The sequence below is a fragment of the Streptococcus sp. HMSC063B03 genome (assembly GCF_001836965.1).
Taxonomy (GTDB): Bacteria; Bacillota; Bacilli; order Lactobacillales; family Streptococcaceae; genus Streptococcus; species Streptococcus pneumoniae_F.
Genome location: NZ_KV831016.1, coordinates 54,493 through 75,766, shown reverse-complemented (window position 1 = coordinate 75,766; position 21,274 = coordinate 54,493). Strand labels below are relative to the sequence as shown.

The following is a 21,274-nucleotide window of genomic DNA, read 5'->3' as shown; positions in this document are numbered from 1 at the left end:
GGCGGTTGTTCCTGTCCAGCCGTTCCGATAGGTTTAGTGTATTCAGAGATAGAAACAGTAGGCGGTTGTTCCTGTCCGGCTGTACCTATAGGTTTAGTATACTCAGGAATATTTACTACAGGCGGTTGTTCCTGTCCAGCCGTTCCGATAGGTTGAGTGTACTCAGGAATATTTACTACAGGCGGTTGTTCCTGTCCAGCTGTACCGATAGGCTTAGTGTATTCAGGAATTTCTACAATAGGAGCAGGGTCATCTCCCTTACTTGTAGTTGGCTGCTGATTCTCAACCTTCTTCTCATCCTTTTTGGTAAAGACAGCTACGACAGGACTGCTTGTTGTATTTCCCTGGATAGAATAAGCTTCTATCGCATTTCCAATTTTTCGATTGGTTTCGTCAGGGATAGGGATTTGTACCCGATTATCTTGAATTGATAAGACAGTCTGATCTCCAGTCGTAACTAGATGATTATCGTCTATCCTGCGTAAAACGAGTGGATCTTTGATGCCTGGGAAGGTCACAGCGATGGCTTCCCAATCTCCAGCTGGAAGAGTTAAAGAGATGTTTTTATCCCCTTCCTTAAGTGGTGCGATACTTGGGCTATCCAAGCTTACAGCTGGAGCCTTAATCACATCAAATGAATCTAGAGAAATTTTCTTGCGACCTGCTGGTGAATTTGGATCAACTTTCAATGTCAAAATATGATTACCATCGGTCAGATTAGTAAATTCTCCAATTAAGGTTGCCTTTTGGGTAGCGCCAGCAGTGTAGAAGTCTAGACTTGGCATTTCTTTTCCATCCAGTGTCACGAGAGCTTTTCCGAGAGCGGATGTTTTGAGTCCGTAAATTCGAATACCTGTTCCAGTAAATGGAATGGTTGCTTGAGCTTCTGAAGCAGTACTTGGGTCGGCGTTATTGATGTCCGCATATTTTTCTGTGCTCTTATATAATTCAGTATCGCTCCAATCTTTGAATTGAGATCCGTATTGAATGCGAGGGTCGCGGTCATCCATTTTTTCAATGGTTGTTCCTTGTCCCGGTAAAACTTTAAAGTAGTCTAAGGAAATTTTGGAGCGCTCACTGCCACGGTGTTTATGCTCTTGTTTTACAGTGATAGTCATCACATGAGCACCATCTGACAATCCTGTGAAGCGACCGATAAGGCTACCTTTTTCAGTTGCACCTGCAGTATAGAAGTCCAGTTCACCAACTGATTTACCATCGATTTTGACTTCAGCGATTCCTAATTGAGATGATTTGAGACCATAGATTTCAATGCCAACACCATTGAAAGGAATGGTTGCTGTCGCATCTTTATCTGTATAGTTACCTAGTGAAAGGTCGGCAAACTTCTCTGTTCCTCCAAATAATTCTGAGTCTGCCCAGTTTCCAAATGCAGAACCGTATTGGATTCGGCTATCACGGTCATCCATCAATTGGTTATAGGTTTCGACATTGGCCTTTTCGGATACCTGTGTAGAAACATTACCCAGCATAGCCTTAACAGTATAAGTGTAGGCGAGTTGAGGATTGAGTGAGCGGTCGATAAAATGGGTTTGATTGGTCACAAATTCTCTGCTTGCAGAGGTTTGGCCAGATTCGTCTTTCACTTGTCTTTGGATAACATAGTGGGTAGCACCTTCTACTTGGTTGAAGGTGAGTTCGGCAGTGACGCCATTTTGTCTAACTGCTGTCAGACTGGTTACACGACCAGGGAAATGTTCAAAGGTAATGACATCACCTTTTTGTGTTGCCAGTTGAATGCGGCCATCTTTAAGAACAGTTGCTTTGACAGATTTACCATTAACCTTAACCTGACTGGCTTCGATATTTGGATAATCTACAACTAGGTCTCCACCGACATTTGAAAGGAAGGACAAGCTTTGCAGGTTTTTATCTTTCCACTTCATGCTGACTTCAAAGTTACCACGAGCAACCAGACCAGAAACCTGACCGTCTTTCCAAGCATCTGGAAGGGCTGGCAATGGTGCAATGTAGCCAGTGTGTGATTGAAGAAGCATTTCTGCAATCCCACTGGTTGCTCCAAAGTTTCCGTCTATTTGGAAAGGTGCGTGCGTATCCCAAAGGTTTTCAAGAGTTGAATATTTGAGCTGTTCAGCGAGCAAGCGATGAGCACGGTTACCGTCTAAGAGACGAGCCCAGAGGTTGATTTTATTGGCCTTAGACCAACCAGTACCACCATCTCCACGGTGGTTGAGGGTAGCACGCGCAGCTTCTAAGTATTCAGCCTGATCCTTGCTAAAGAGCGTACCTGGGAAGAGACCTACCAGATGGGAAACGTGGCGGTGGTTATTTTCAATGCCTTCATTAGTGAATTGTGGACTATCTTCTTCGTACCATTCCTTGATGCGTCCTTCTTTGTTAATGTGAAGTGGTTTTAGTTTGTCAAATTTAGCCTTGACCTCTGTGACTAAGTCTTGGTCGACTTTCAGATGGTTGGCAACTTCCATGTAGTCATGGAATAGCTGCCAGACTAGTGATTGGTCAAAGGTGTTTCCAATGGTAATTGTACCGTGTTCAGGTGAATAGGATGGAGAAGATACCCAACGGTCACTGGCCTGGTCATAGTGCAAGAAGGAGTTCCAGAACTTAGCTGTTTCCTTGAGCATTGGATAAATCTTTTCTTTTAGATAACTTTCATCCTTGGTAAATTTATAGTAGTCATAGACGTTCTGCATCATCCAGGCATTAGCTGCTGGCGACCAACCCCAATAGTAATTCCAACCAGGAGTAGTCCAGCCAAATGGTGTCGCCTGGGTATGAACCAGCCAGCCATTTTCTTGTCCATCTTTGGATTCGATACCGGCGTATTCCTTAGCAGCGATACGGCCATAGTAACGCATATCGTCAATGTAATTGATCATTGGCTTGGCTGTTTCAGCTAGATTGCTCATGTAGGCTGGCCAATAGTTCATTTGCAAGTTGACATTGAGGTGGTAGTCAGCGTTCCAAGGTGGATTGTCTACGGCATTCCAGACTCCTTGTAGGTTGGCAGGAAGGGCATCTGTCCGATCACGAGATGAACTAATCAATAAATAACGTCCGTATTGGAAGAAGAGTTCTTCCAGTTTTTGCCCTTTGCTAGGGTTATAGGTCTGAAGGGCCTCTTTTGTCGTTTGAGCAGCATTGCTTCCACCTAGGTTTAGTTTGACGCGGTTAAAGAGGCTTTGATAGTCTTTGATATGGTTCTTTTTAAGTGTCTCGTAGTCTTTGCCCCTAGCTGCTTCTACAATGCCTTTAACTGTTTTTTCGAGGTCAATGTCTTTGCGATAGTTTGTTTTTGGATTCTGAGCAAAGTTAGTCTTGGCACTGAGTAAAAGCGTAGCATAGCTGGCCCCTGTGACCGTTAAACTATCCTCATGAACAGTAACTTTTCCGTCCGTTTTAATTCCTAGATAGGATGCGAACTGGAGGCCATTATCTTTGACTGTACCTTTTAGTAGGATACCATTTGGGTCTGTCGTAACATGGCCACTCTTGTAGTTAGAATATTCCGCTGAGTAGTCTCCGTTAGCAAGTAAATCTTCTGTTAAGCTATTCCAAACTGTAAAATCAAGTTTTTTGTCCCCTTTTTGGGTCAAGTGAGTAACAGTAACATCATCAGGGTAACTTGAGAAGGTTTCTCTTTTAAAGGTCGTTCCATCTTGGGTGTAAGAAGTTGTAGTAGTGGCTTCTGTGATATCCAAACCACGGTGATAGTCTGTAACTGTATCCAGCCCCTTTTTCTGGTTATTGAAGACCATGAAGATATCACCAAAGGCTAGATAACGACCATACTGGGCGTTGTTTGGTCCAACTAGATTTTGTTCAGCTAATCGTTTGGCTTTTTGGCGATCTCCGTCTTCAAGAGCCTTACGAATTTCTGCTAAAATTTTATACCGTTCCTGATAGTTTCCTCCGTTATAGTCGGTACTGTCGGGACGCGGACCACCTGACCAAAGAGTTTTTTCGTTGTATTGGATTCTCTCCTCGCCTATGAGACCAAAAACCTTAGCACCCATTTCACCATTCCCAACTGGGAGTGCTTGTTTTTCCCAGCCATCATAGGAAGGAGCTGTTGGTCTATCATAGTTTAGCTGATAGTTGCTTTGTTCTGTCACAGGTAGTTCTTGTTTTTCGGTTTCCTTATTTTCATTAGGTTTTACAATAGCTTCAGTACTTGCTTGGTTAGTTGTAGCAGAAGTAACATCAGCCTCAGCGGGTTTGCTTTCAGAAGAACTATTATTAGCTAGAACTGGTTTTGTATGATCAATTGGCACGTTTGGCTGTGTATGCTCAGTTGATTCACTTGCTTTTGTTATAGTGTCTGTCTTAGCTGTAGTTTTCTCCAGTGTAGCCTTTTTTTGCTTTACTTCAGTAGTATCAGCAGAGACAGTATGACTAGCTAGAAAAACCGCTCCAAGCAAAACAGAGGCTGTGCCGACTGTTAGCTTTCGAATACTGTAGCGACAGGATTTCTCCCTCCAAATTTTTTCCATAGAAACCTCCTTTATTAATTAAAAGCGCTTTCATTTTTAATGAGGCGAACTTTTGTTTCTATATTGTATTGTTAATCTAATTTTACCAGCTAATGAAGTGTTGTCAAGAGGATTAGAGAAGGATATATATTTGATATTGTTTTGTATTAAAAAAGTGGAGGAAACGAATGGTAAGAGAGTGTATTTTTTATATTCTTTCTAGTTTTGACTAGAACAATAAGCCAACTTTAATTACAGCCTACTCATCTCTGAAAGCGTAAAACAAACTGGTCAGGGTGGCTAGTTTGTGGTATAATGAAAGAGACTCAAAAAGAAACAGGAGAAATATGATGGATTTACTATTAGCAATTGTATTGATTGTGCTAGCTTTTCTAGGAGGAGCTCTTGGAGGAATGTACTTGGTTCGTAAGCAAATTGAAAAAGAATTCGCTGACAACCCACGTTTGAATGCTGAAGCAGTTCGTACTCTTTTGAGTGCAAATGGTCAAAAACCAAGCGAAGCTAAGGTACAACAAGTTTACCACCAAATCATCCGCCAACAAAAGGCAGCCCTTGCTAACAATAAAAAGAAAAAATAAATAAGGAAAAGTCTGGGATGAAAGTTCCAGACTTCTCACTATGTTGGCTATGGTTTAGGGATGAGACTTTTTCCTTGCATTCTATTGATATTTGATTATGATTAAGAGAGATAGTTGTTGATGAAGTTGTTCTTCAGTTCATAAAGACAAGTAATCATAATGAACTATCAATCAGAAAAAAGACTAGAAAGAAGACTGTATGGATAATCGACCAATTGGTTTTTTGGATTCGGGTGTCGGGGGCTTGACCGTTGTGCGCGAGCTCATGCGCCAGCTTCCCCATGAAGAAATCGTCTATATTGGAGATTCGGCGCGGGCGCCCTATGGTCCCCGTCCTGCTGAGCAAATTCGTGAATATACTTGGCAGTTGGTCAACTTTCTCTTGACCAAGGATGTCAAAATGATTGTCATTGCTTGTAATACTGCGACTGCGGTCGTCTGGGAAGAAATCAAGGCTCAACTAGACATTCCCGTCCTAGGTGTGATTTTGCCAGGAGCTTCGGCAGCTATCAAGTCCAGCCAAGGTGGGAAAATCGGAGTCATTGGAACACCCATGACGGTACAATCAGACATCTATCGTCAGAAAATCCATGATTTGGATCCGGACTTACAGGTGGAGAGTTTGGCCTGTCCCAAGTTTGCTCCCTTGGTGGAGTCTGGTGCTCTGTCAACCAGTGTCACCAAGAAAGTGGTCTATGAAACCTTGCGTCCCTTGGTTGGAAAGGTGGATAGCCTGATTTTGGGTTGCACCCATTATCCACTCCTCAGACCTATTATTCAAAATGTCATGGGGCCAAAAGTTCAGCTCATCGATAGTGGGGCAGAGTGCGTACGAGACATCTCAGTCTTACTCAATTATTTTGAAATCAATCGTGGTCGCGATGCTGGACCACTTAATCACCGTTTTTACACAACAGCCAGCAGCCAAAGTTTTGCACAAATTGGTGAAGAATGGCTTGAAAAAGAGATTCATGTGGAGCATGTAGAATTATGACAAATAAAATTTATGAATACAAGGATGACCAGGACTGGTATGTCGGGTCCTATAGTATTTTTGGTGGCGTCCGGACGTTGACTGATGAAGACTTGGATTTCCCTCTGGTTGGATTGGCCAAAATCTTTCGAGACGAGGAACGAGGTTTCCCGATTTCAGTTACTGTTTTACGCTATGGTTCTCGCTACCGTTTATTGTCTTTTGTGGTAGATATCCTTAACCAAGAAATGGGACGAAATGTGGAAGTCATCCAACGTCAGGGGGCTTTGCTCTTGGTTGAAAATGGGCAACTCCTGCATGTAGAATTACCCAAAGAAGGTGTTGATGTAGAAGCCTTCTTTGAGACAAACAAGGTCAGAGAAACCTTATTGATTGCGACTCGTAACGAGGGCAAGACTAAGGAATTCCGAGCTATCTTTGATAAGTTAGGCTACGATGTGGAAAATCTTAATGACTATCCTGACCTGCCTGAAGTAGCTGAAACAGGCATGACCTTTGAAGAAAATGCCCGTCTCAAGGCAGAAACTATTTCTCAATTAACAGGCAAGATGGTTTTGGCAGATGACTCTGGTCTCAAAGTCGATGTCCTTGGTGGCTTGCCAGGTGTCTGGTCAGCTCGTTTTGCAGGAGTGGGAGCTACTGACCGTGAAAACAATGCCAAACTCTTGCACGAATTGGCCATGGTCTTTGAACTCAAGGACCGCTCGGCTCAATTCCATACAACCCTAGTCGTAGCCAGCCCAAACAAGGAAAGTTTGGTTGTTGAAGCAGACTGGCCAGGATACATTAACTTTGAACCTAAGGGTGAAAATGGATTTGGCTATGATCCTCTCTTCCTTGTAGGAGAGACAGGCAAGTCCTCAGCTGAATTAACCCTTGAAGAAAAAAATAGTCAATCTCACCGTGCCTTAGCCGTTAAGAAACTTTTGGAGGTATTTCCATCATGGCAAAGCAAACCATCATTGTAATGAGCGATTCTCATGGCGATAGCTTGATTGTGGAAGAAATCCGTGATCGCTATGTGGGCAAAGTTGATGCCGTTTTTCATAATGGCGATTCTGAACTGCGTCCTGATTCTCCCCTTTGGGAGGGCATCCGCGTTGTTAAAGGGAATATGGACTTCTATGCAGGTTACCCAGAACGTTTGGTGACTGAGCTTGGTTCGACCAAGATTATCCAAACCCATGGTCACTTGTTTGACATCAATTTCAATTTTCAAAAGTTGGACTACTGGGCTCAGGAGGAAGAGGCCGATATCTGCCTCTATGGTCACTTGCATGTGCCAAATGCTTGGATGGAAGGCAAGACCCTCTTTCTAAATCCAGGTTCTATCAGTCAACCACGTGGGACCATCAGAGAATGTCTCTATGCTCGTGTGGAGATTGATGACAGTTATTTCAAAGTGGACTTTTTGACACGAGACCACGAGGTGTATCCGGGCTTGTCCAAGGAGTTTAGCCGATGATTGCCAAGGAGTTTGAGACTTTCTTGTTGGGGCAAGAAGAAACTTTTTTGACCCCTGCTGAAAATCTAGCTGTGTTAATTGATACCCACAATGCAGATCACGCGACCCTCTTGCTCAGTCAGATGACCTATACCCGTGTTCCTGTTGTAACAGATGAAAAACAGTTTGTTGGGACGATTGGGCTCAGAGATATTATGGCTTATCAGATGGAGCATGACTTGAATCAAGAAATTATGGCGGATACGGATATTGTTCATATGACCAAAACGGATGTAGCGGTTGTTTCGCCTGATTTTACCATTACGGAGGTCTTGCACAAGCTGGTAGATGAGTCCTTCTTGCCTGTTGTAGATGCGTCAGGGATTTTCCAAGGGATTATCACGCGCAAGTCTATCCTCAAGGCAGTGAATGCCCTCTTGCATGACTTTAGTAAGGAATATGAGATTCGATGCAAATGAGAGACAGAATTTCAGATTTTTTAGAGGAAAAGCAGGGCTTGTCTGCCAATTCCAAGCAGTCCTATAAGTATGATCTGGAGCAATTTTTAGACATTGTAGGCGAGCGGATTTCTGAGACCAGTCTCAAGATTTACCAAGCCCAACTAGCCAATCTAAAAATCAGCGCCCAGAAGCGAAAGATTTCGGCCTGTAACCAATTTCTCTACTTTCTCTATCAAAAAGGAGAAGTGGATAGCTTTTATCGTTTGGAATTAGCCAAACAAGCTGAAAAGAAGACGGAAAAGCCAGAAATTCTAGACTTAGCCTCTTTTTGGCAGGAAAGTGACTATTCAGAGGGTCGCTTGCTAGCGCTCTTAATCCTAGAAATGGGACTCTTGCCAAGTGAGATATTAGCTCTAAAGGTTGCGGATATCAATCTGGATTTTCAGGTGTTGAGAATCCAGAAGGCTTCTCAACAGAGGATTGTCACCATTCCCACGAGCTTGCTTTCAGAGCTAGAACCCTTGATGGGCCAGACCTACCTCTTTGAAAGGGGAGGGAAAGTCTATTCTCGTCAGTGGGCCTTTCGTCAGCTAGAGTCCTTTGTCAAGGAGAAAGGTTTTCCGGCCTTATCAGCCCAAGCCTTGCGGGAACAGTTCATTCTACGACAAATTGAAAACAAGATCGATTTGTACGAAATTGCAAAAAAATTAGGATTAAAAACAGTCCTGACCTTAGAAAAATATAGATAATGGATATTAAATTAAAAGATTTTGAAGGGCCTCTGGACTTGCTTTTGCACTTGGTTTCTAAGTACCAGATGGATATCTACGATGTGCCCATCACAGAAGTCATTGAACAATACCTAGCCTATGTTTCAACCCTGCAGGCCATGCGTCTGGAAGTGACGGGTGAGTACATGGTCATGGCCAGTCAGCTCATGCTGATTAAGAGTCGCAAGCTCTTACCAAAGGTAGCGGAAGTGACAGATTTGGAAGATGACCTAGAGCAGGATCTTCTCTCTCAAATCGAAGAATACCGCAAGTTCAAGCTCTTGGGTGAGCAGTTGGAAGCCAAGCACCAAGATCGGGCCCAGTATTATTCTAAAGCACCGACAGAGTTGATTTACGAAGATGCGGAGCTTGTTCATGACAAGACGACCATTGACCTCTTTTTAGCTTTTTCAAATATCCTAGCCAAGAAAAAAGAGGAGTTTGCACAGAATCACACGACTATCTTGCGGGATGAGTATAAGATTGAGGACATGATGGTTATCGTGAAAGAGTCCTTGGCTGGACGAGACCAATTGCGCTTGCAGGATTTGTTCAAGGAAGCCCAGAATGTCCAAGAGGTCATCACCCTCTTTTTGGCAACCCTAGAGTTAATCAAAACCCAGGAGCTGATCCTCGTGCAAGAGGAAAGTTTCGGAGATATTTATCTCATGGAAAAGAAGGAAGAAAGTCAAGTGACCCAAAGCTAGACTTGATAGAGAGGAAAGATGAGTACTTTAGCAAAAATAGAAGCGCTCTTGTTTGTAGCGGGTGAAGATGGGATTAGAGTCCGCCAGTTAGCCGAACTCCTCTCTCTGCCACCGACAGGCATCCAACAGAGTTTAGAAAAATTATCTCAGAAGTATGAAAAGGACCCAGATTCCAGTTTGGCCCTGATTGAGACTGGTGGTGCTTATAGATTGGTGACCAAGCCTCAGTTTTCAGAGATCTTGAAGGAATACTCTAAGGCACCTATCAACCAGAGTTTATCTCGGGCTGCCCTTGAGACCTTGTCCATCATTGCCTATAAGCAGCCCATCACACGGATAGAAATTGATGCCATCCGTGGGGTCAACTCGAGTGGGGCCTTGGCAAAGTTGCAGGCCTTTGACTTGATACGAGAAGACGGGAAAAAAGAAGTGTTGGGGCGCCCCAACCTCTATGTGACAACAGATTATTTCCTAGATTACATGGGGATAAACCATTTAGAAGAATTACCAGTGATTGATGAGCTTGAGATTCAAGCCCAAGAAAGCCAATTATTTGGTGAAAGGATAGAAGAAGATGAGAATCAATAAGTATATTGCCCACGCAGGTGTGGCCAGTAGGAGAAAAGCAGAAGAGCTGATTAAGCAAGGTTTGGTGACGGTTAACGGCCAGGTGGTACGTGAACTAGCAACCACTATCAAGTCAGGCGACAAGGTCGAAGTTGAAGGTCAACCTATCTACAACGAAGAAAAGGTCTATTATCTACTTAACAAACCACGCGGTGTTATTTCCAGTGTGACAGATGACAAGGGCCGCAAGACGGTTGTCGACCTCTTGCCCAACGTGAAAGAGCGCATCTACCCTGTAGGTCGTTTGGACTGGGATACATCAGGAGTCTTGATTTTGACCAATGATGGGGATTTTACGGATGAGATGATTCACCCTCGTAATGAGATTGACAAGGTTTATGTTGCGCGTGTTAAAGGTGTGGCCAATAAGGACAATCTCCGCCCCTTGACCCGTGGACTTGAGATTGATGGTAAGAAAACCAAGCCGGCTGTCTATGAGATTCTCAAAGTGGACCCAGTTAAAAATCGCTCTGTGGTGCAGTTGACTATCCATGAAGGGCGTAACCACCAGGTTAAAAAGATGTTTGAAGCTGTCGGTCTCCAAGTAGATAAGTTGTCACGGACCCGTTTCGGACATCTAGACTTGACAGGACTCCGTCCAGGAGAATTCCGTCGTCTTAATAAAAAAGAAATCAGCCAACTACACACCATGGCTGTAACCAAGAAATAATGAAACGAATTTTAATAGCGCCTGTGCGCTTTTACCAACGTTTTATCTCGCCAGCCTTTCCACCCTCTTGCCGCTTTGAGCCAACTTGTTCCAACTATATGATTGAGGCTATTGAAAAACATGGCTTCAAGGGTGTTTTGATGGGCTTGTCTCGGATTTTACGTTGCCATCCCTGGTCGAAAACAGGTAAGGACCCCGTCCCAGATCATTTTTCTTTAAAGAGAAATTCAAAATAATACTCAATGAAAATCAAAGAACAAACTAGGAAACTAGTCGCAGGCTGCTCAAAACAGTGTTTTGAGGTTGTAGATGAAACTGACGAAGTCAGCTCAAAATACTATTTTGAGGTTGCAGATAGAACTGACAAAGTCAGTAACATCTATACAGCAAGGCGACGTTGACGTGGTTTGAAGAGATTTTTGAAGAGTATAAATTGGATTCTAATGTATAAAACACAGATAGATGATACTTGGTATTTATCAAGTGCCATCTATCTGTGTTTTTATTTATTATTGATGTTTCTGCTATTTATTCTAAAATGTTTTTGCCTTCTTTAACACGCCAACGATAATCTGATAAAATAATATCTTCGAGGGAGTAGCTAGCTTGCCAGTCAAGATATTGTTTAGCTTTTGATGCGTCTGCTAGGACACTAGCTGGGTCACCAGCACGACGCGCAACAATTTCGTGGGGTATTTTTTGATTCAGTAATTCTTCAGCAGTTTTAAAGATTTCTTTGACAGTATAGCCTTTTTCAGTTCCTAAGTTAAAGATTTGAGAAGAACTGTCTTCTTGAAAGAGGTAATTCATTCCTTTAACGTGAGCCTGTGCAAGGTCCAAGACATGAATGTAATCCCGAATACATGAACCATCACGTGTATCGTAGTCATCTCCAAATATTTTTAGGCTATCATTTTGTCCCAATGCGGTCTTGTTGATATTTGGAATAATATGAGTTGGATTTTTTACGCGCAGACCGTTTGAAGCATCCATTTCAGCCCCAGCTACATTAAAGTAACGGAAAATGACATATTTCCAATCGTAGCGATTAGCCATCCAGTAAATCATTCGTTCGCCCATCAGTTTTGTCTCTGCATAAGGGTTGACAGGGTCGAGTAAGGTATCTTCAGTAGCTGGCTTGTCAATACAGTTATTACCATAAAGGGAAGCAGTCGAAGAGAACATGATTTTTTGAATACCAACTTCAGACAAGACTTTGAGAACTTGGTTCATACCAGCAACATTGGCAGTGAAGTATTTACTTGGATTTTCAATACTTTCGCTCACAACAATCTCACCCGCACAATGGAGAACAGCATCAATCTGATTTTCTTCCAAGTAAGTTTTTAAGGCACTAGCATCATAAACATCCAGTTGTTTAAAGCTAGCACGACTATCCACAGCCGCTCGATTTCCTGTAGAGAGATTATCTAGAACATGTACCTGATAGCCAGCATTTAAAAGAGCTTTAACGGTATGGGAGCCAATATAGCCAGCTCCACCTGTAACAAGAATTGTTTTGGTCATGATTTTTTCCTTTTCCTATTTTTGTACTATTTTAAAGAAATAAGAAGGCGAAGTCAACTATTTTCTGCAAATTTCATGAAAAACTGAACAAATATAGCATTGAATTGTTTTGTGTTTGGGAATTAATAGTTTGGTTGGTCTTGGAATAGTTCTTAGATTTCACCTCACATGCAAGAAAATACAAGCTTTTTCTAAGATAGAGCAGGACTAAGATACTAATTTAGAAATCCACCTTCCCGCTATCCTTCTCCTATAAAAAGTGGTAAAATGGATGAAAGAAAGAAGGAACTGAAATGACAACATTATTTTCAAAAATCAAAGAAGTAACAGAACTTGCTGCGATCTCAGGTCATGAAGCGCCTGTCCGTGCTTATCTTCGTGAAAAGTTGACACCGCACGTGGATGAAGTGGTGACAGATGGCTTGGGTGGTATTTTCGGAATTAAACATTCAGAAGCTGCGGATGCACCGCGCGTCTTGGTCGCTTCTCACATGGATGAAGTTGGTTTTATGGTCAGCGATATTAAGCCAGATGGTACCTTCCGTGTGGTTGAAATTGGAGGTTGGAATCCTATGGTAGTCAGCAGCCAACGTTTCAAACTCTTGACTCGTGATGGTCATGAAATTCCTGTGATTTCAGGCTCCGTTCCGCCACATTTGACTCGTGGTAAGGGTGGACCAACCATGCCTGCTATTGCAGATATCGTCTTTGATGGTGGTTTTGCGGATAAGGCTGAGGCAGAAAGCTTTGGCATCCGTCCTGGCGACACCATCGTACCAGATAGTTCTGCAATCTTGACAGCCAATGAAAAAAATATCATTTCAAAAGCTTGGGACAATCGCTATGGGGTTCTCATGGTAAGTGAGCTGGCAGAAGCTTTGTCAGGTCAAAAACTCGGAAATGAACTGTATCTTGGCTCTAACGTCCAAGAAGAAGTTGGTCTCCGTGGTGCTCATACATCTACAACCAAGTTTGATCCAGAAGTCTTCCTCGCAGTTGACTGTTCACCAGCAGGTGATGTCTACGGTGGTCAAGGTAAGATTGGAGATGGAACCTTGATTCGTTTCTATGATCCAGGACACTTGCTTCTTCCAGGGATGAAGGATTTCCTTTTGACAACAGCTGAAGAAGCTGGTATCAAGTACCAATACTACTGTGGTAAAGGCGGAACAGACGCTGGCGCAGCTCATCTGAAAAATGGTGGTGTCCCATCTACAACAATCGGTGTCTGCGCTCGTTATATCCATTCTCATCAAACCCTCTACGCTATGGATGACTTCATAGAAGCGCAAGCTTTCTTGCAAGCCTTGGTGAAAAAATTGGATCGTTCAACAGTTGATTTGATTAAAAATTATTAAACCATAAGGAGGTGGTAGGGATGGTAGAACCAAACCTAGAAAGCCTTGTAAAAGATCTTTACAATCATGCTCGACATGATTTGAGTGAGGATTTAGTTGCTGCTCTCCTAGAGACTGCTAAAAAACTGCCTACTACAAATGAGCAATTGCTGGCAGTTCGTCTCTCAGGCCTGGTCAATCGTGAATTGCTCCTGAATCCCAAACATCCGGCACCTGAGTTGCTCAACTTGGCTCGCTTTATCAAAAGAGAAGAAGCAAAGTACAGAGGAACTGCGGCTTCTGCGCTTATGTATGGGGAGCTCTTTAAAATGCTTTGATTCCATTGTGAATCAAAGCATTTTTCTATATGTTAGAAAAGCAATTCTTGGTTAGGAAAAGAAAAAAGCCATCCCATTTAGGATAGCTTCTTGGATCTTAGATTTGTTCAGCGATGACCTTTTCAGCAAGGTTCATGGCGTGGTCAGATACACGAGTATAGTGGGAAATGATGTCGATAAAGTTGACACCAGCTTGTGTTGAACACTCGCCCTTGTTGAGGCGCTTGATGTGGGTCTTTCTGAGAACACGTTCCATATTGTTGATTTCTTTATGGCGTTCAATCAGACTTTGAGCTTTTTCAATATCATTGTTTTCTACACTATCAAGGGCATCTCTGATAAAGCCAGTGGTTTTTTGATAGATATCAGCTAGTTCTTGCAAAGCAGCTTCAGAGAACTCAACATTTTTACGTTGAAGATAGTCGGTCAGATTGATTAGGGCTTCTGCGTGATCCCCAATCCGTTCCAAATCACGGGATGAATCAAGAATGTTGGTGAGCACTTCACTTTCTTTCTGGCTAAGGGCTTCGCTTGAAAGAGTAATAAGGTAACGAGTCAATTTTTCATCAATGGTATTGATGGCTTCTTCTGTCTTGTGTCCTTTTTCAGCAACCTTTTCATTAAGGTCAATGATGTAGTTGTATGAAAGGTCAAAGGCTTTAGAAGCATAATTTCCCAAGTGAAGGAGTTCTTTCTTCGCATTTCCGAGAGCGATTGATGGAGCTTGTTTAATCAAATGCTCATCAAGATAAAGTGGCTCGTACTTCACAACTTCATCTTCACCAGGGATGAGTTTGGTTACAAAGTAGGCCAAGGCTCCGATGAATGGAAATTGTACAATGGTGTTACTTACGTTAAAGGCACCGTGAGAGAAGGCGATGGTCATCTCAGGTGAGAGGTGAAGGAGTGCCTGGAAGTACTCAATCATAGACGTAAATGGACCTAATAAGATTAAGCAAAGAATAGTTCCTAAAACGTTAAAGGTAACGTGGGTTGCAGCAACGCGTTTCGCAGAGACATTGGCTCCAGCTGCCGCGATGATAACTGTTAGGGTTGTCCCGATATTATCCCCGAAGAGAACCGGTAGAGAACCTTTAAGGTCCAGGAATCCGCCTGCATAGAGACCTTGCAAAATCCCGATTGTCGCAGAAGAAGCTTGGATGAGGACGGTAATCACTGCACCGGCAAAAACTCCCAACACAGGATTTTGTCCCAAGGTTACCATGTATTCCTTGAATTGTGGTAAATCTTTAAGAGGACTCATACCGGCACTGATGAGGTTGAGGGCGTAGAAGATTCCCCCTACACCAAACAGGATGCGCCCGATATTGTTTGCTGTTCTATTTTTGGTAAAGAAGAGGAACATGGTTCCAAGGAAAATCAGGGGTAAAGCATACTCACCAAGCTTGAAACCGATGATAAAGGAAGTAACTGTGGTTCCGATGTTGGCTCCCATGATAATTCCGATAGCCTGTCTAAGAGTTAGAAGACTAGCGCTGACCAGTCCAACCGTGATAACTGTAACCCCTGTACTTGACTGAATCAGGGCAGTCACGACAATGCCGACTAGAACACCTAAAAAGGGATTGCTAGTATACTTATCAATGTAAAAACGAAGGCGATCTCCAGCAGCTTGTTGCAAACCGTCTCCCATGGTCTTGATACTATATAAGAATAGTCCCAGACCACCTAAAAAGTGAAATAAAATTTCCTGCCAATTAATGGACATTTCTTTTTCCTCCGAAAAATAATAACGGAATTTCTCCTATTCTATTTTAAAGGATAAAAGTAAATCTAACAAGTGTTAAGCTAAGATTTTAGAAAGAAAATTCGTTAGAATGGGCCTTGATTATATTAATTTTACCAATTTCTAACCTAGATATAGGTATTTCCTTTTATATATTGACATTTAAAAGAAATATTTTAAAATGAGGGAGGAATTATCTTGGTCCCTGTGATTGGGATAAAAATTTTATAAAGAAAGTTAAGCGCTTTCTTTTATGTAGCAAAATCAATCTTTTAGGAGGAGAAAATGAAGAATCCATTTTTTGAAAGACGTTGTCGTTACAGTATTCGTAAGTTATCAGTAGGAGCCTGCTCGCTAATGATTGGTGCTGTTTTATTCGCTGGTCCAGCCTTGGCTGAAGAAACTGCAGTTCCTGAAAATAAGGGAGTCAATACAGAGCTTGTTTCAGGAGAGAGTGAGCATCCAACTAATGAAGCTGACAAGCAGCATGAAGGAGAACATGCTAGAGAAAATAAGCCAGAAAAGGCAGAAGGAGTAGCGACAGCATCTGAAACTGCTTCGCCAGCAAGCAATGAAGCTGCAACTACTGAAACTGCAGAGGCAGTAAGCGCAGCTAAACCAGAGGAAAAAGCAAGTGAGGTGGCTGCGGAAACACCATCTGCAGAAGCAAAACCTAAGTCTGACAAGGAAACAGAAGCAAAGCCTGAAGGAACTAGCCAAGGGGATGAGTCTAAGCCAGCAGCAGAAGCTAATAAGACTGAAAAAGAAGTCCAGCCAGATGTCCCTAAAAATACAGAAAAAACATTAAAACCAAAGGAAATCAAATTTAATTCTTGGGAGGATTTGTTGAAATGGGAACCGGGTGCGCGTGAGGATGATCCCATCAATCGTTCTTCTGTTGAACTTGCTAAGCGCCATAGAGGCCAGTTGGTGAACGAAAAAGCAAGTAGAAGAGCCAAAGTTCAGGCGCTAGCAAATACCAACTCAAAGGCTAAAGACCACGCTTCTGTTGGTGGAGAAGAATTCAAGGCCTACGCCTTTGACTACTGGCAATACTTGGATTCAATGGTCTTCTGGGAAGGTCTCGTTCCAACTCCTGACGTTATTGATGCAGGTCACCGTAACGGGGTTCCTGTATATGGTACACTCTTCTTCAACTGGTCTAATAGTATTGCAGACCAAGAAAAATTTGTTGCTGCTTTGAAACAAGATGAGGATGGAACCTTCCCTATTGCACGAAAACTTGTCGACCTTGCTAAGTACTATGGTTTTGATGGGTATTTTATCAACCAAGAAACAACAGGTGACTTAGTAACGCCACTTGGTGAAAAAATGCGTCAATTCATGCTCTATACAAAAGAATATGCGGCAAAAGTCAACCATCCAATCAAGTATGCTTGGTACGATGCCATGACCTATAAATATGGTCGTTATCACGAAGACGGTCTAGGTGATTACAACTACCAGTTCATGCAAAAAGAAGGTGACAAGGTCCCTGCGGATCAATTCTTTGCTAATTTCAACTGGAATAAGGAAAAGAATGACCACTCTGTAGAAATGGCAAAATGGCTGGAACGTAGCCAATATGATGTCTTTGCAGGATTGGAATTGCAACAAGGTGGTTCTTATAAGACAAAAGTTAAATGGGATGCCCTCTTAGATGAAAAAGGCAAGTTACGTTTGTCACTTGGACTCTTTGCACCAGATACAATTACCAGTCTAGGAAAAACAGGTGAAGACTACCACAAAAACGAAGATATCTTCTTCACAGGTTACCAAGGAGATCCGACAGCTCAAAAACCAGCGGACAAAGAGTGGTATGGGATTGCTAATTTAGTTGCAGACCGCACACCAGCAGTAGGCCGGACCTTCACTACCTCCTTTAATACAGGCCATGGTAGAAAGTGGTTTGTAGACGGAAAGGTTTCTAAGGATTCTGAGTGGAACTACCGTTCGGTTTCAGGTATCTTGCCAACATGGCGCTGGTGGCAGACTTCAACAGGGGAGAAACTTCGTGCAGAATATGATTTTACAGATGCCTACAATGGCGGAAATTCCCTTAAATTCTCAGGTAATGTAGCTGGTAAGACGGACCAGGATGTGAATTTGTATTCTACTAAGTTAGAAGTAACTGAGAAAACCAAACTTCGTGTTGCCCACAAGGGAGGAAAAGGGTCGAAAGTTTATATGGCCTTCTCTACAACTCCAGACTACAAATTCGATGATGCAGATGCATGGAAAGAGCTAACCCTTTCTGACAACTGGACAAATGAAGAATTTGATCTCAGCTCACTAGCAGGTAAAACCATCTATGCAGTCAAACTCTTCTTCGAGCATGAAGGAGCTGTAAAAGATTATCAGTTTAACCTAGGTCAATTAACAATTTCAGACAATCACCAAGCACCACAAGCGCCTACAGGCCTTTCTGTGGTGAAACAATCTCTTAAAAATGCCCAAGAAGCTGAAGCAGTGGTCCAGTTTGCGGGTAATCAAGATGCGGATTTCTATGAAGTCTACGAAAAAAATGGGGATAACTGGCGTTTGTTGACAGGTTCATCTGCTTCAACCATCTACTTGCCAAAAGTTAGCCGCTCTGCTAATGCGACTGGTACGACGCAAGAATTGAAAGTCGTTGCAGTTGGTAAAAATGGCCTTCGTTCAGAAGCTGCGACGACATCCTTTAACTGGGGCATGACTGTTCAGGATACGACTCTCCCAAGACCTTTGGCTGAAAATATTGTTCCAGGGGCAACGGTTATCGGTAGCACTTTCCCGAATACCGAAGGTGGAGAAGGTATTGAAGGTATGTTGAACGGTACCATTACCAGTCTTTCAGACAAGTGGTCTTCAGGACAATTGAGCGGTAGTGTCGATATTCGTTTGACTCAACCACGTCGTGTTGTCAGATGGGTGATGGATCATGCGGGAGCTGGTGGTGAGTCTGTTAACGATGGTCTGATGAACACCAAAGACTTTGACCTTTATTATAAAGATGCGGATGGTCAATGGAAGTTGGCTAAGGAAGTCCGTGGCAATAAAGCGCACGTTACAGATATCACTCTTGACAAACCAATTACTGCCCAAGACTGGCGCTTGCATGTCATTACATCTGATAACGGAACACCTTGGAAGGCCATTCGTATCTACAACTGGAAGATGTACGAAGCCTTGGACACAGAAAGTCAAAATATTCCAATGGCTAAGGTAGCTGCTCGTTCACTTGGAAACCACCAAGTTCAACTAGGCTTCTCTGATGTTCCGGCAGGCGCAACCATCACCGTTTACGACAAGGCTGATTCACAAACACCAATTGCAACCTTAAAGACTGAAACTGGTGGTGACTTGGCAACAGCTCCATTGGGCTTTGATAAGCAACCAACTCTCCTCTACTATCGTACCCAACTACCTGGCAAAGAAATCAGTAACACCTTGGCTGTAGCGATTCCACAGGATGAGAGAAAAATTGCTGCAGTTAGCCTTGAAAAAGGACCTAAAAAGACAGTTTATAAAGAAGGAGAAAAACTGGACCTCAGAGGCGGAACACTCCGTGTTCAATACGAAGGGGGACAAGCCGACGAGCTGATTAACCTTACTCACTCAGGTGTGACGGTATCTGGATACGACGCTCATCAAAAAGGGGAACAAAACCTAACACTGCAATACCTTGGTTTACCAGTGTCAGGTGATCTTAAAGTCCAAGTGACAGGACAGGATGAAGGAAAACCAAAAGAAGTAGCGGGCTTGTATATTACTAAGAAACCAAAAATAGACTATCTAGTAGGAGATCAACTGGATCTCTCTGAAGGTCGCTTTGGTGTTCTCTATGATGACGAGACAGAAGAGACTCACAGCTTTACTGATGAAGGTGTTGAAATCAAGGGCTACGATGCTCAGAAGACTGGACGCCAGACCTTGACCCTGCATTACAAGGGGCACACGGCTGAGTTTGATGTCTTGGTTTCTCCAAAGGCTGCAGTTAATGATGAATACCTTAAACAAGAAATCACTGCTGCCCAAGGCCGTCAGTCAACCCTTGCCTATACCTTCTCAAGTGAGGACAAACAAGCTGTACTAGTAGAGAAACTCAATGCAGCGAAAGCTGTTGCAGAAAACCATGATGCCAGTCAAGAAGAAGTCAACAAAGCCTTGAATGAGTTGAAACAAGCAGGGACAGACTTGGATGGAAATCAACGTTATCAGACAGCTAGAGAAGAATTGGAAGGTTTGCTCGAATCTATCCGTGAAAAAGATCCTAAAGCTGAGTTGATTGAACAAGCAGAAACTTTGTTGGCTTCAGAGATGCCAACTCCACAAGCTTTTGCGGACATGAAAGAAAAGCTGAATAAGAAACTAGCTCCTGCAGAAGAAAGTCATCATGTTGGTAGCATGGATCCAAGTGAAGTAGCCCCAACAGTTGAGGTCCTCCCTGAATTAGTTGTTGAAACTGAAACAACAGCCTATGAGCGTCAAGAACGACCAAATGCGAACCTTCTTAAAGGTCAACGTCAACTTGTCCAAAAAGGAGAAGAAGGGCAGATTCGTCGTCTAGTAGAAGTAGATGCTCAAGGCAATCGTACGCTTCGCGCTACAGAAGTTTTGAAAGAAGCAACCCCTGAAATCGTAGAAGTTGGAACCAAAGTCTTTTCAAGTAATCAACCAGCTGAAGGAGTAAAAGACCTGGTTCTAGAAACTCCGAAACTAGAAGTTGAAGAGGATACAGTGGTCTTCGAACGTCAAGAGCGACCAAATGTGAACCTTCTTAAAGGTCAACGTCAACTTGTCCAAAAAGGAGAAGAAGGGCAAATTCGTCGTCTAGTAGAAGTAGATGTCCAAGGTAAACGCACCCTTCGTTCGACTGAAGTTCTCAAGGAAGCTGTTCCAGAGATTACCGAAGTAGGAACAAAAGTTTTATCAAGCAATCAACCAGCTGAAGGAGTTAAAGATTTAGTTCTAGAAACTCCGAAACTAGAAGTTGAAGAAATTGCAGTATCCTTTGAACGTCAAGAACGTCCAAACTCAGAGCTTCTCAAAGGTCAACGTCGTATTGTGCAAGCTGGAGAAGAAGGACAAATTCGTCGCTTTGTAGAAGTCGATGCCCGAGGCAATCGTACCCTTCGTTCAACAGAAGTTCTCAAGGAAGCTCTTCCAGAAATTGTTGAAGTTGGAACGAAAGAAGAGCAAGACTCTCAAAAAACAGGTCAAGCTCTTATAGCAACACCGACAAATGAAAAAGTAGGTAAAGAACTTCCAAATACTGGAGTAACAAGAGATGCTAGTCTAGTAGCACTAGGACTCCTCGGAGTGATGAGTGGCTATGGCCTACTTGCTGGAAAGAAGAGAGAAAACGAATCGATTTAGGATTCTTGCATTTCCTCATAACAACTAAAAACAAGGTTTGGCTGCAGATTAGTCAAACCTCGTTTTAAGTAGTAAAAATCAGTGGAAGAATGAGATGGATTAACTCGTTTTTCTTGTATTACTTAGTGATTTGGAAAGGTTTTTCTAGTTTTGATTTTCAGAAATGCTAGTTTTCGTTGCAAGAAAGAACTGGAAAAGTTTAGGGTTTTTCTATCTCTTT

General features: G+C 42.8%; 15 protein-coding genes and 1 pseudogene. 13 read left to right on the top strand and 3 right to left on the bottom strand.

Annotated features, from left to right (window positions below):
* A pseudogene (locus HMPREF2628_RS02480) lies at positions 1 to 4,496 on the bottom strand (SIALI-17 repeat-containing surface protein); the annotation flags it as partial.
* Between the two features lie 329 nt (positions 4,497 to 4,825).
* On the opposite strand from HMPREF2628_RS02480, the gene HMPREF2628_RS02475 reads away from it, so the two are divergent.
* From HMPREF2628_RS02475 to yidD, 10 genes are all read left to right on the top strand, one after another.
* On the top strand, positions 4,826 to 5,074 hold the full coding sequence (locus HMPREF2628_RS02475; RefSeq protein WP_000364990.1) for a YneF family protein: 249 nt from the start codon (positions 4,826 to 4,828) through the stop codon (positions 5,072 to 5,074).
* Positions 5,075 to 5,273: 199 nt separating this feature from the next.
* Positions 5,274 to 6,068 carry a glutamate racemase gene (gene racE / locus HMPREF2628_RS02470; RefSeq protein ID WP_000370378.1) on the top strand — a complete coding sequence of 265 codons (795 nt, stop codon included), beginning with the start codon at positions 5,274 to 5,276 and terminating at the stop codon, positions 6,066 to 6,068.
* Positions 6,065 to 7,036, top strand: coding sequence for a nucleoside-triphosphate diphosphatase (locus HMPREF2628_RS02465; protein WP_070842236.1), 972 nt, complete (start codon positions 6,065 to 6,067; stop codon positions 7,034 to 7,036). Before racE ends, HMPREF2628_RS02465 begins: the two co-directional genes overlap by 4 nt.
* Positions 7,012 to 7,533, top strand: a complete 522-nt coding sequence (locus HMPREF2628_RS02460) for a metallophosphoesterase (RefSeq protein WP_020902175.1) — start codon at positions 7,012 to 7,014, stop codon at positions 7,531 to 7,533. Before HMPREF2628_RS02465 ends, HMPREF2628_RS02460 begins: the two co-directional genes overlap by 25 nt.
* Positions 7,530 to 7,991 carry a cyclic-di-AMP-binding protein CbpB gene (gene cbpB / locus HMPREF2628_RS02455; RefSeq protein ID WP_020902176.1) on the top strand — a complete coding sequence of 154 codons (462 nt, stop codon included), beginning with the start codon at positions 7,530 to 7,532 and terminating at the stop codon, positions 7,989 to 7,991. The genes HMPREF2628_RS02460 and cbpB overlap by 4 nt, the downstream gene beginning before the upstream one ends.
* Positions 7,988 to 8,722 (top strand): site-specific tyrosine recombinase XerD, encoded by a 735-nt coding sequence (xerD, locus tag HMPREF2628_RS02450; protein ID WP_306806761.1) that lies wholly within the window; start codon positions 7,988 to 7,990, stop codon positions 8,720 to 8,722. Before cbpB ends, xerD begins: the two co-directional genes overlap by 4 nt.
* Positions 8,722 to 9,450: a segregation/condensation protein A gene (locus tag HMPREF2628_RS02445; protein WP_070842234.1), complete on the top strand. Its 729-nt coding sequence runs from the start codon at positions 8,722 to 8,724 to the stop codon at positions 9,448 to 9,450. Before xerD ends, HMPREF2628_RS02445 begins: the two co-directional genes overlap by 1 nt.
* A gap of 18 nt (positions 9,451 to 9,468) precedes the next feature.
* Positions 9,469 to 10,038 (top strand): SMC-Scp complex subunit ScpB, encoded by a 570-nt coding sequence (gene scpB, locus HMPREF2628_RS02440; RefSeq protein ID WP_061590224.1) that lies wholly within the window; start codon positions 9,469 to 9,471, stop codon positions 10,036 to 10,038.
* A complete protein-coding gene (locus HMPREF2628_RS02435; protein WP_070842233.1) occupies positions 10,025 to 10,747 on the top strand; it encodes a pseudouridine synthase in 723 nt (240 codons plus the stop codon). The genes scpB and HMPREF2628_RS02435 overlap by 14 nt, the downstream gene beginning before the upstream one ends.
* On the top strand, positions 10,747 to 10,983 hold the full coding sequence (gene yidD / locus HMPREF2628_RS02430) for a membrane protein insertion efficiency factor YidD (RefSeq protein WP_070842232.1): 237 nt from the start codon (positions 10,747 to 10,749) through the stop codon (positions 10,981 to 10,983). Before HMPREF2628_RS02435 ends, yidD begins: the two co-directional genes overlap by 1 nt.
* A gap of 292 nt (positions 10,984 to 11,275) precedes the next feature.
* On the opposite strand, the gene galE is transcribed toward yidD, so the two are convergent.
* Entirely contained in the window at positions 11,276 to 12,274 is a 999-nt protein-coding gene (gene galE / locus HMPREF2628_RS02425; RefSeq protein ID WP_070842231.1) for a UDP-glucose 4-epimerase GalE, read from the bottom strand.
* A gap of 293 nt (positions 12,275 to 12,567) precedes the next feature.
* On the opposite strand from galE, the gene pepA reads away from it, so the two are divergent.
* Positions 12,568 to 13,632 (top strand): glutamyl aminopeptidase, encoded by a 1,065-nt coding sequence (gene pepA / locus HMPREF2628_RS02420; RefSeq protein WP_070842230.1) that lies wholly within the window; start codon positions 12,568 to 12,570, stop codon positions 13,630 to 13,632.
* A 20-nt stretch (positions 13,633 to 13,652) separates the two neighbouring features.
* On the top strand, positions 13,653 to 13,949 hold the full coding sequence (locus HMPREF2628_RS02415) for a bacteriocin immunity family protein (protein WP_004260989.1): 297 nt from the start codon (positions 13,653 to 13,655) through the stop codon (positions 13,947 to 13,949).
* A gap of 97 nt (positions 13,950 to 14,046) precedes the next feature.
* On the opposite strand, the gene HMPREF2628_RS02410 is transcribed toward HMPREF2628_RS02415, so the two are convergent.
* Positions 14,047 to 15,678: a Na/Pi cotransporter family protein gene (locus HMPREF2628_RS02410; protein WP_070842229.1), complete on the bottom strand. Its 1,632-nt coding sequence runs from the start codon at positions 15,676 to 15,678 to the stop codon at positions 14,047 to 14,049.
* Between the two features lie 303 nt (positions 15,679 to 15,981).
* Between HMPREF2628_RS02410 and HMPREF2628_RS02405 the strand changes: the two genes are divergently transcribed.
* Positions 15,982 to 21,054 (top strand): endo-beta-N-acetylglucosaminidase, encoded by a 5,073-nt coding sequence (locus HMPREF2628_RS02405; protein ID WP_070842228.1) that lies wholly within the window; start codon positions 15,982 to 15,984, stop codon positions 21,052 to 21,054.
* The last annotated feature ends 220 nt before the right edge of the window (positions 21,055 to 21,274 follow it).

Coding starts and splice junctions, on each gene's coding strand:
- HMPREF2628_RS02475 (WP_000364990.1), top strand. CDS start 4,826: ATGGATTTACTATTAGCAATTGTATTGATTGTGCTAGCTTTTCTAGGA.
- racE (WP_000370378.1), top strand. CDS start 5,274: ATGGATAATCGACCAATTGGTTTTTTGGATTCGGGTGTCGGGGGCTTG.
- HMPREF2628_RS02465 (WP_070842236.1), top strand. CDS start 6,065: ATGACAAATAAAATTTATGAATACAAGGATGACCAGGACTGGTATGTC.
- HMPREF2628_RS02460 (WP_020902175.1), top strand. CDS start 7,012: ATGGCAAAGCAAACCATCATTGTAATGAGCGATTCTCATGGCGATAGC.
- cbpB (WP_020902176.1), top strand. CDS start 7,530: ATGATTGCCAAGGAGTTTGAGACTTTCTTGTTGGGGCAAGAAGAAACT.
- xerD (WP_306806761.1), top strand. CDS start 7,988: ATGAGAGACAGAATTTCAGATTTTTTAGAGGAAAAGCAGGGCTTGTCT.
- HMPREF2628_RS02445 (WP_070842234.1), top strand. CDS start 8,722: ATGGATATTAAATTAAAAGATTTTGAAGGGCCTCTGGACTTGCTTTTG.
- scpB (WP_061590224.1), top strand. CDS start 9,469: ATGAGTACTTTAGCAAAAATAGAAGCGCTCTTGTTTGTAGCGGGTGAA.
- HMPREF2628_RS02435 (WP_070842233.1), top strand. CDS start 10,025: ATGAGAATCAATAAGTATATTGCCCACGCAGGTGTGGCCAGTAGGAGA.
- yidD (WP_070842232.1), top strand. CDS start 10,747: ATGAAACGAATTTTAATAGCGCCTGTGCGCTTTTACCAACGTTTTATC.
- galE (WP_070842231.1), bottom strand. CDS start 12,274: ATGACCAAAACAATTCTTGTTACAGGTGGAGCTGGCTATATTGGCTCC.
- pepA (WP_070842230.1), top strand. CDS start 12,568: ATGACAACATTATTTTCAAAAATCAAAGAAGTAACAGAACTTGCTGCG.
- HMPREF2628_RS02415 (WP_004260989.1), top strand. CDS start 13,653: ATGGTAGAACCAAACCTAGAAAGCCTTGTAAAAGATCTTTACAATCAT.
- HMPREF2628_RS02410 (WP_070842229.1), bottom strand. CDS start 15,678: ATGTCCATTAATTGGCAGGAAATTTTATTTCACTTTTTAGGTGGTCTG.
- HMPREF2628_RS02405 (WP_070842228.1), top strand. CDS start 15,982: ATGAAGAATCCATTTTTTGAAAGACGTTGTCGTTACAGTATTCGTAAG.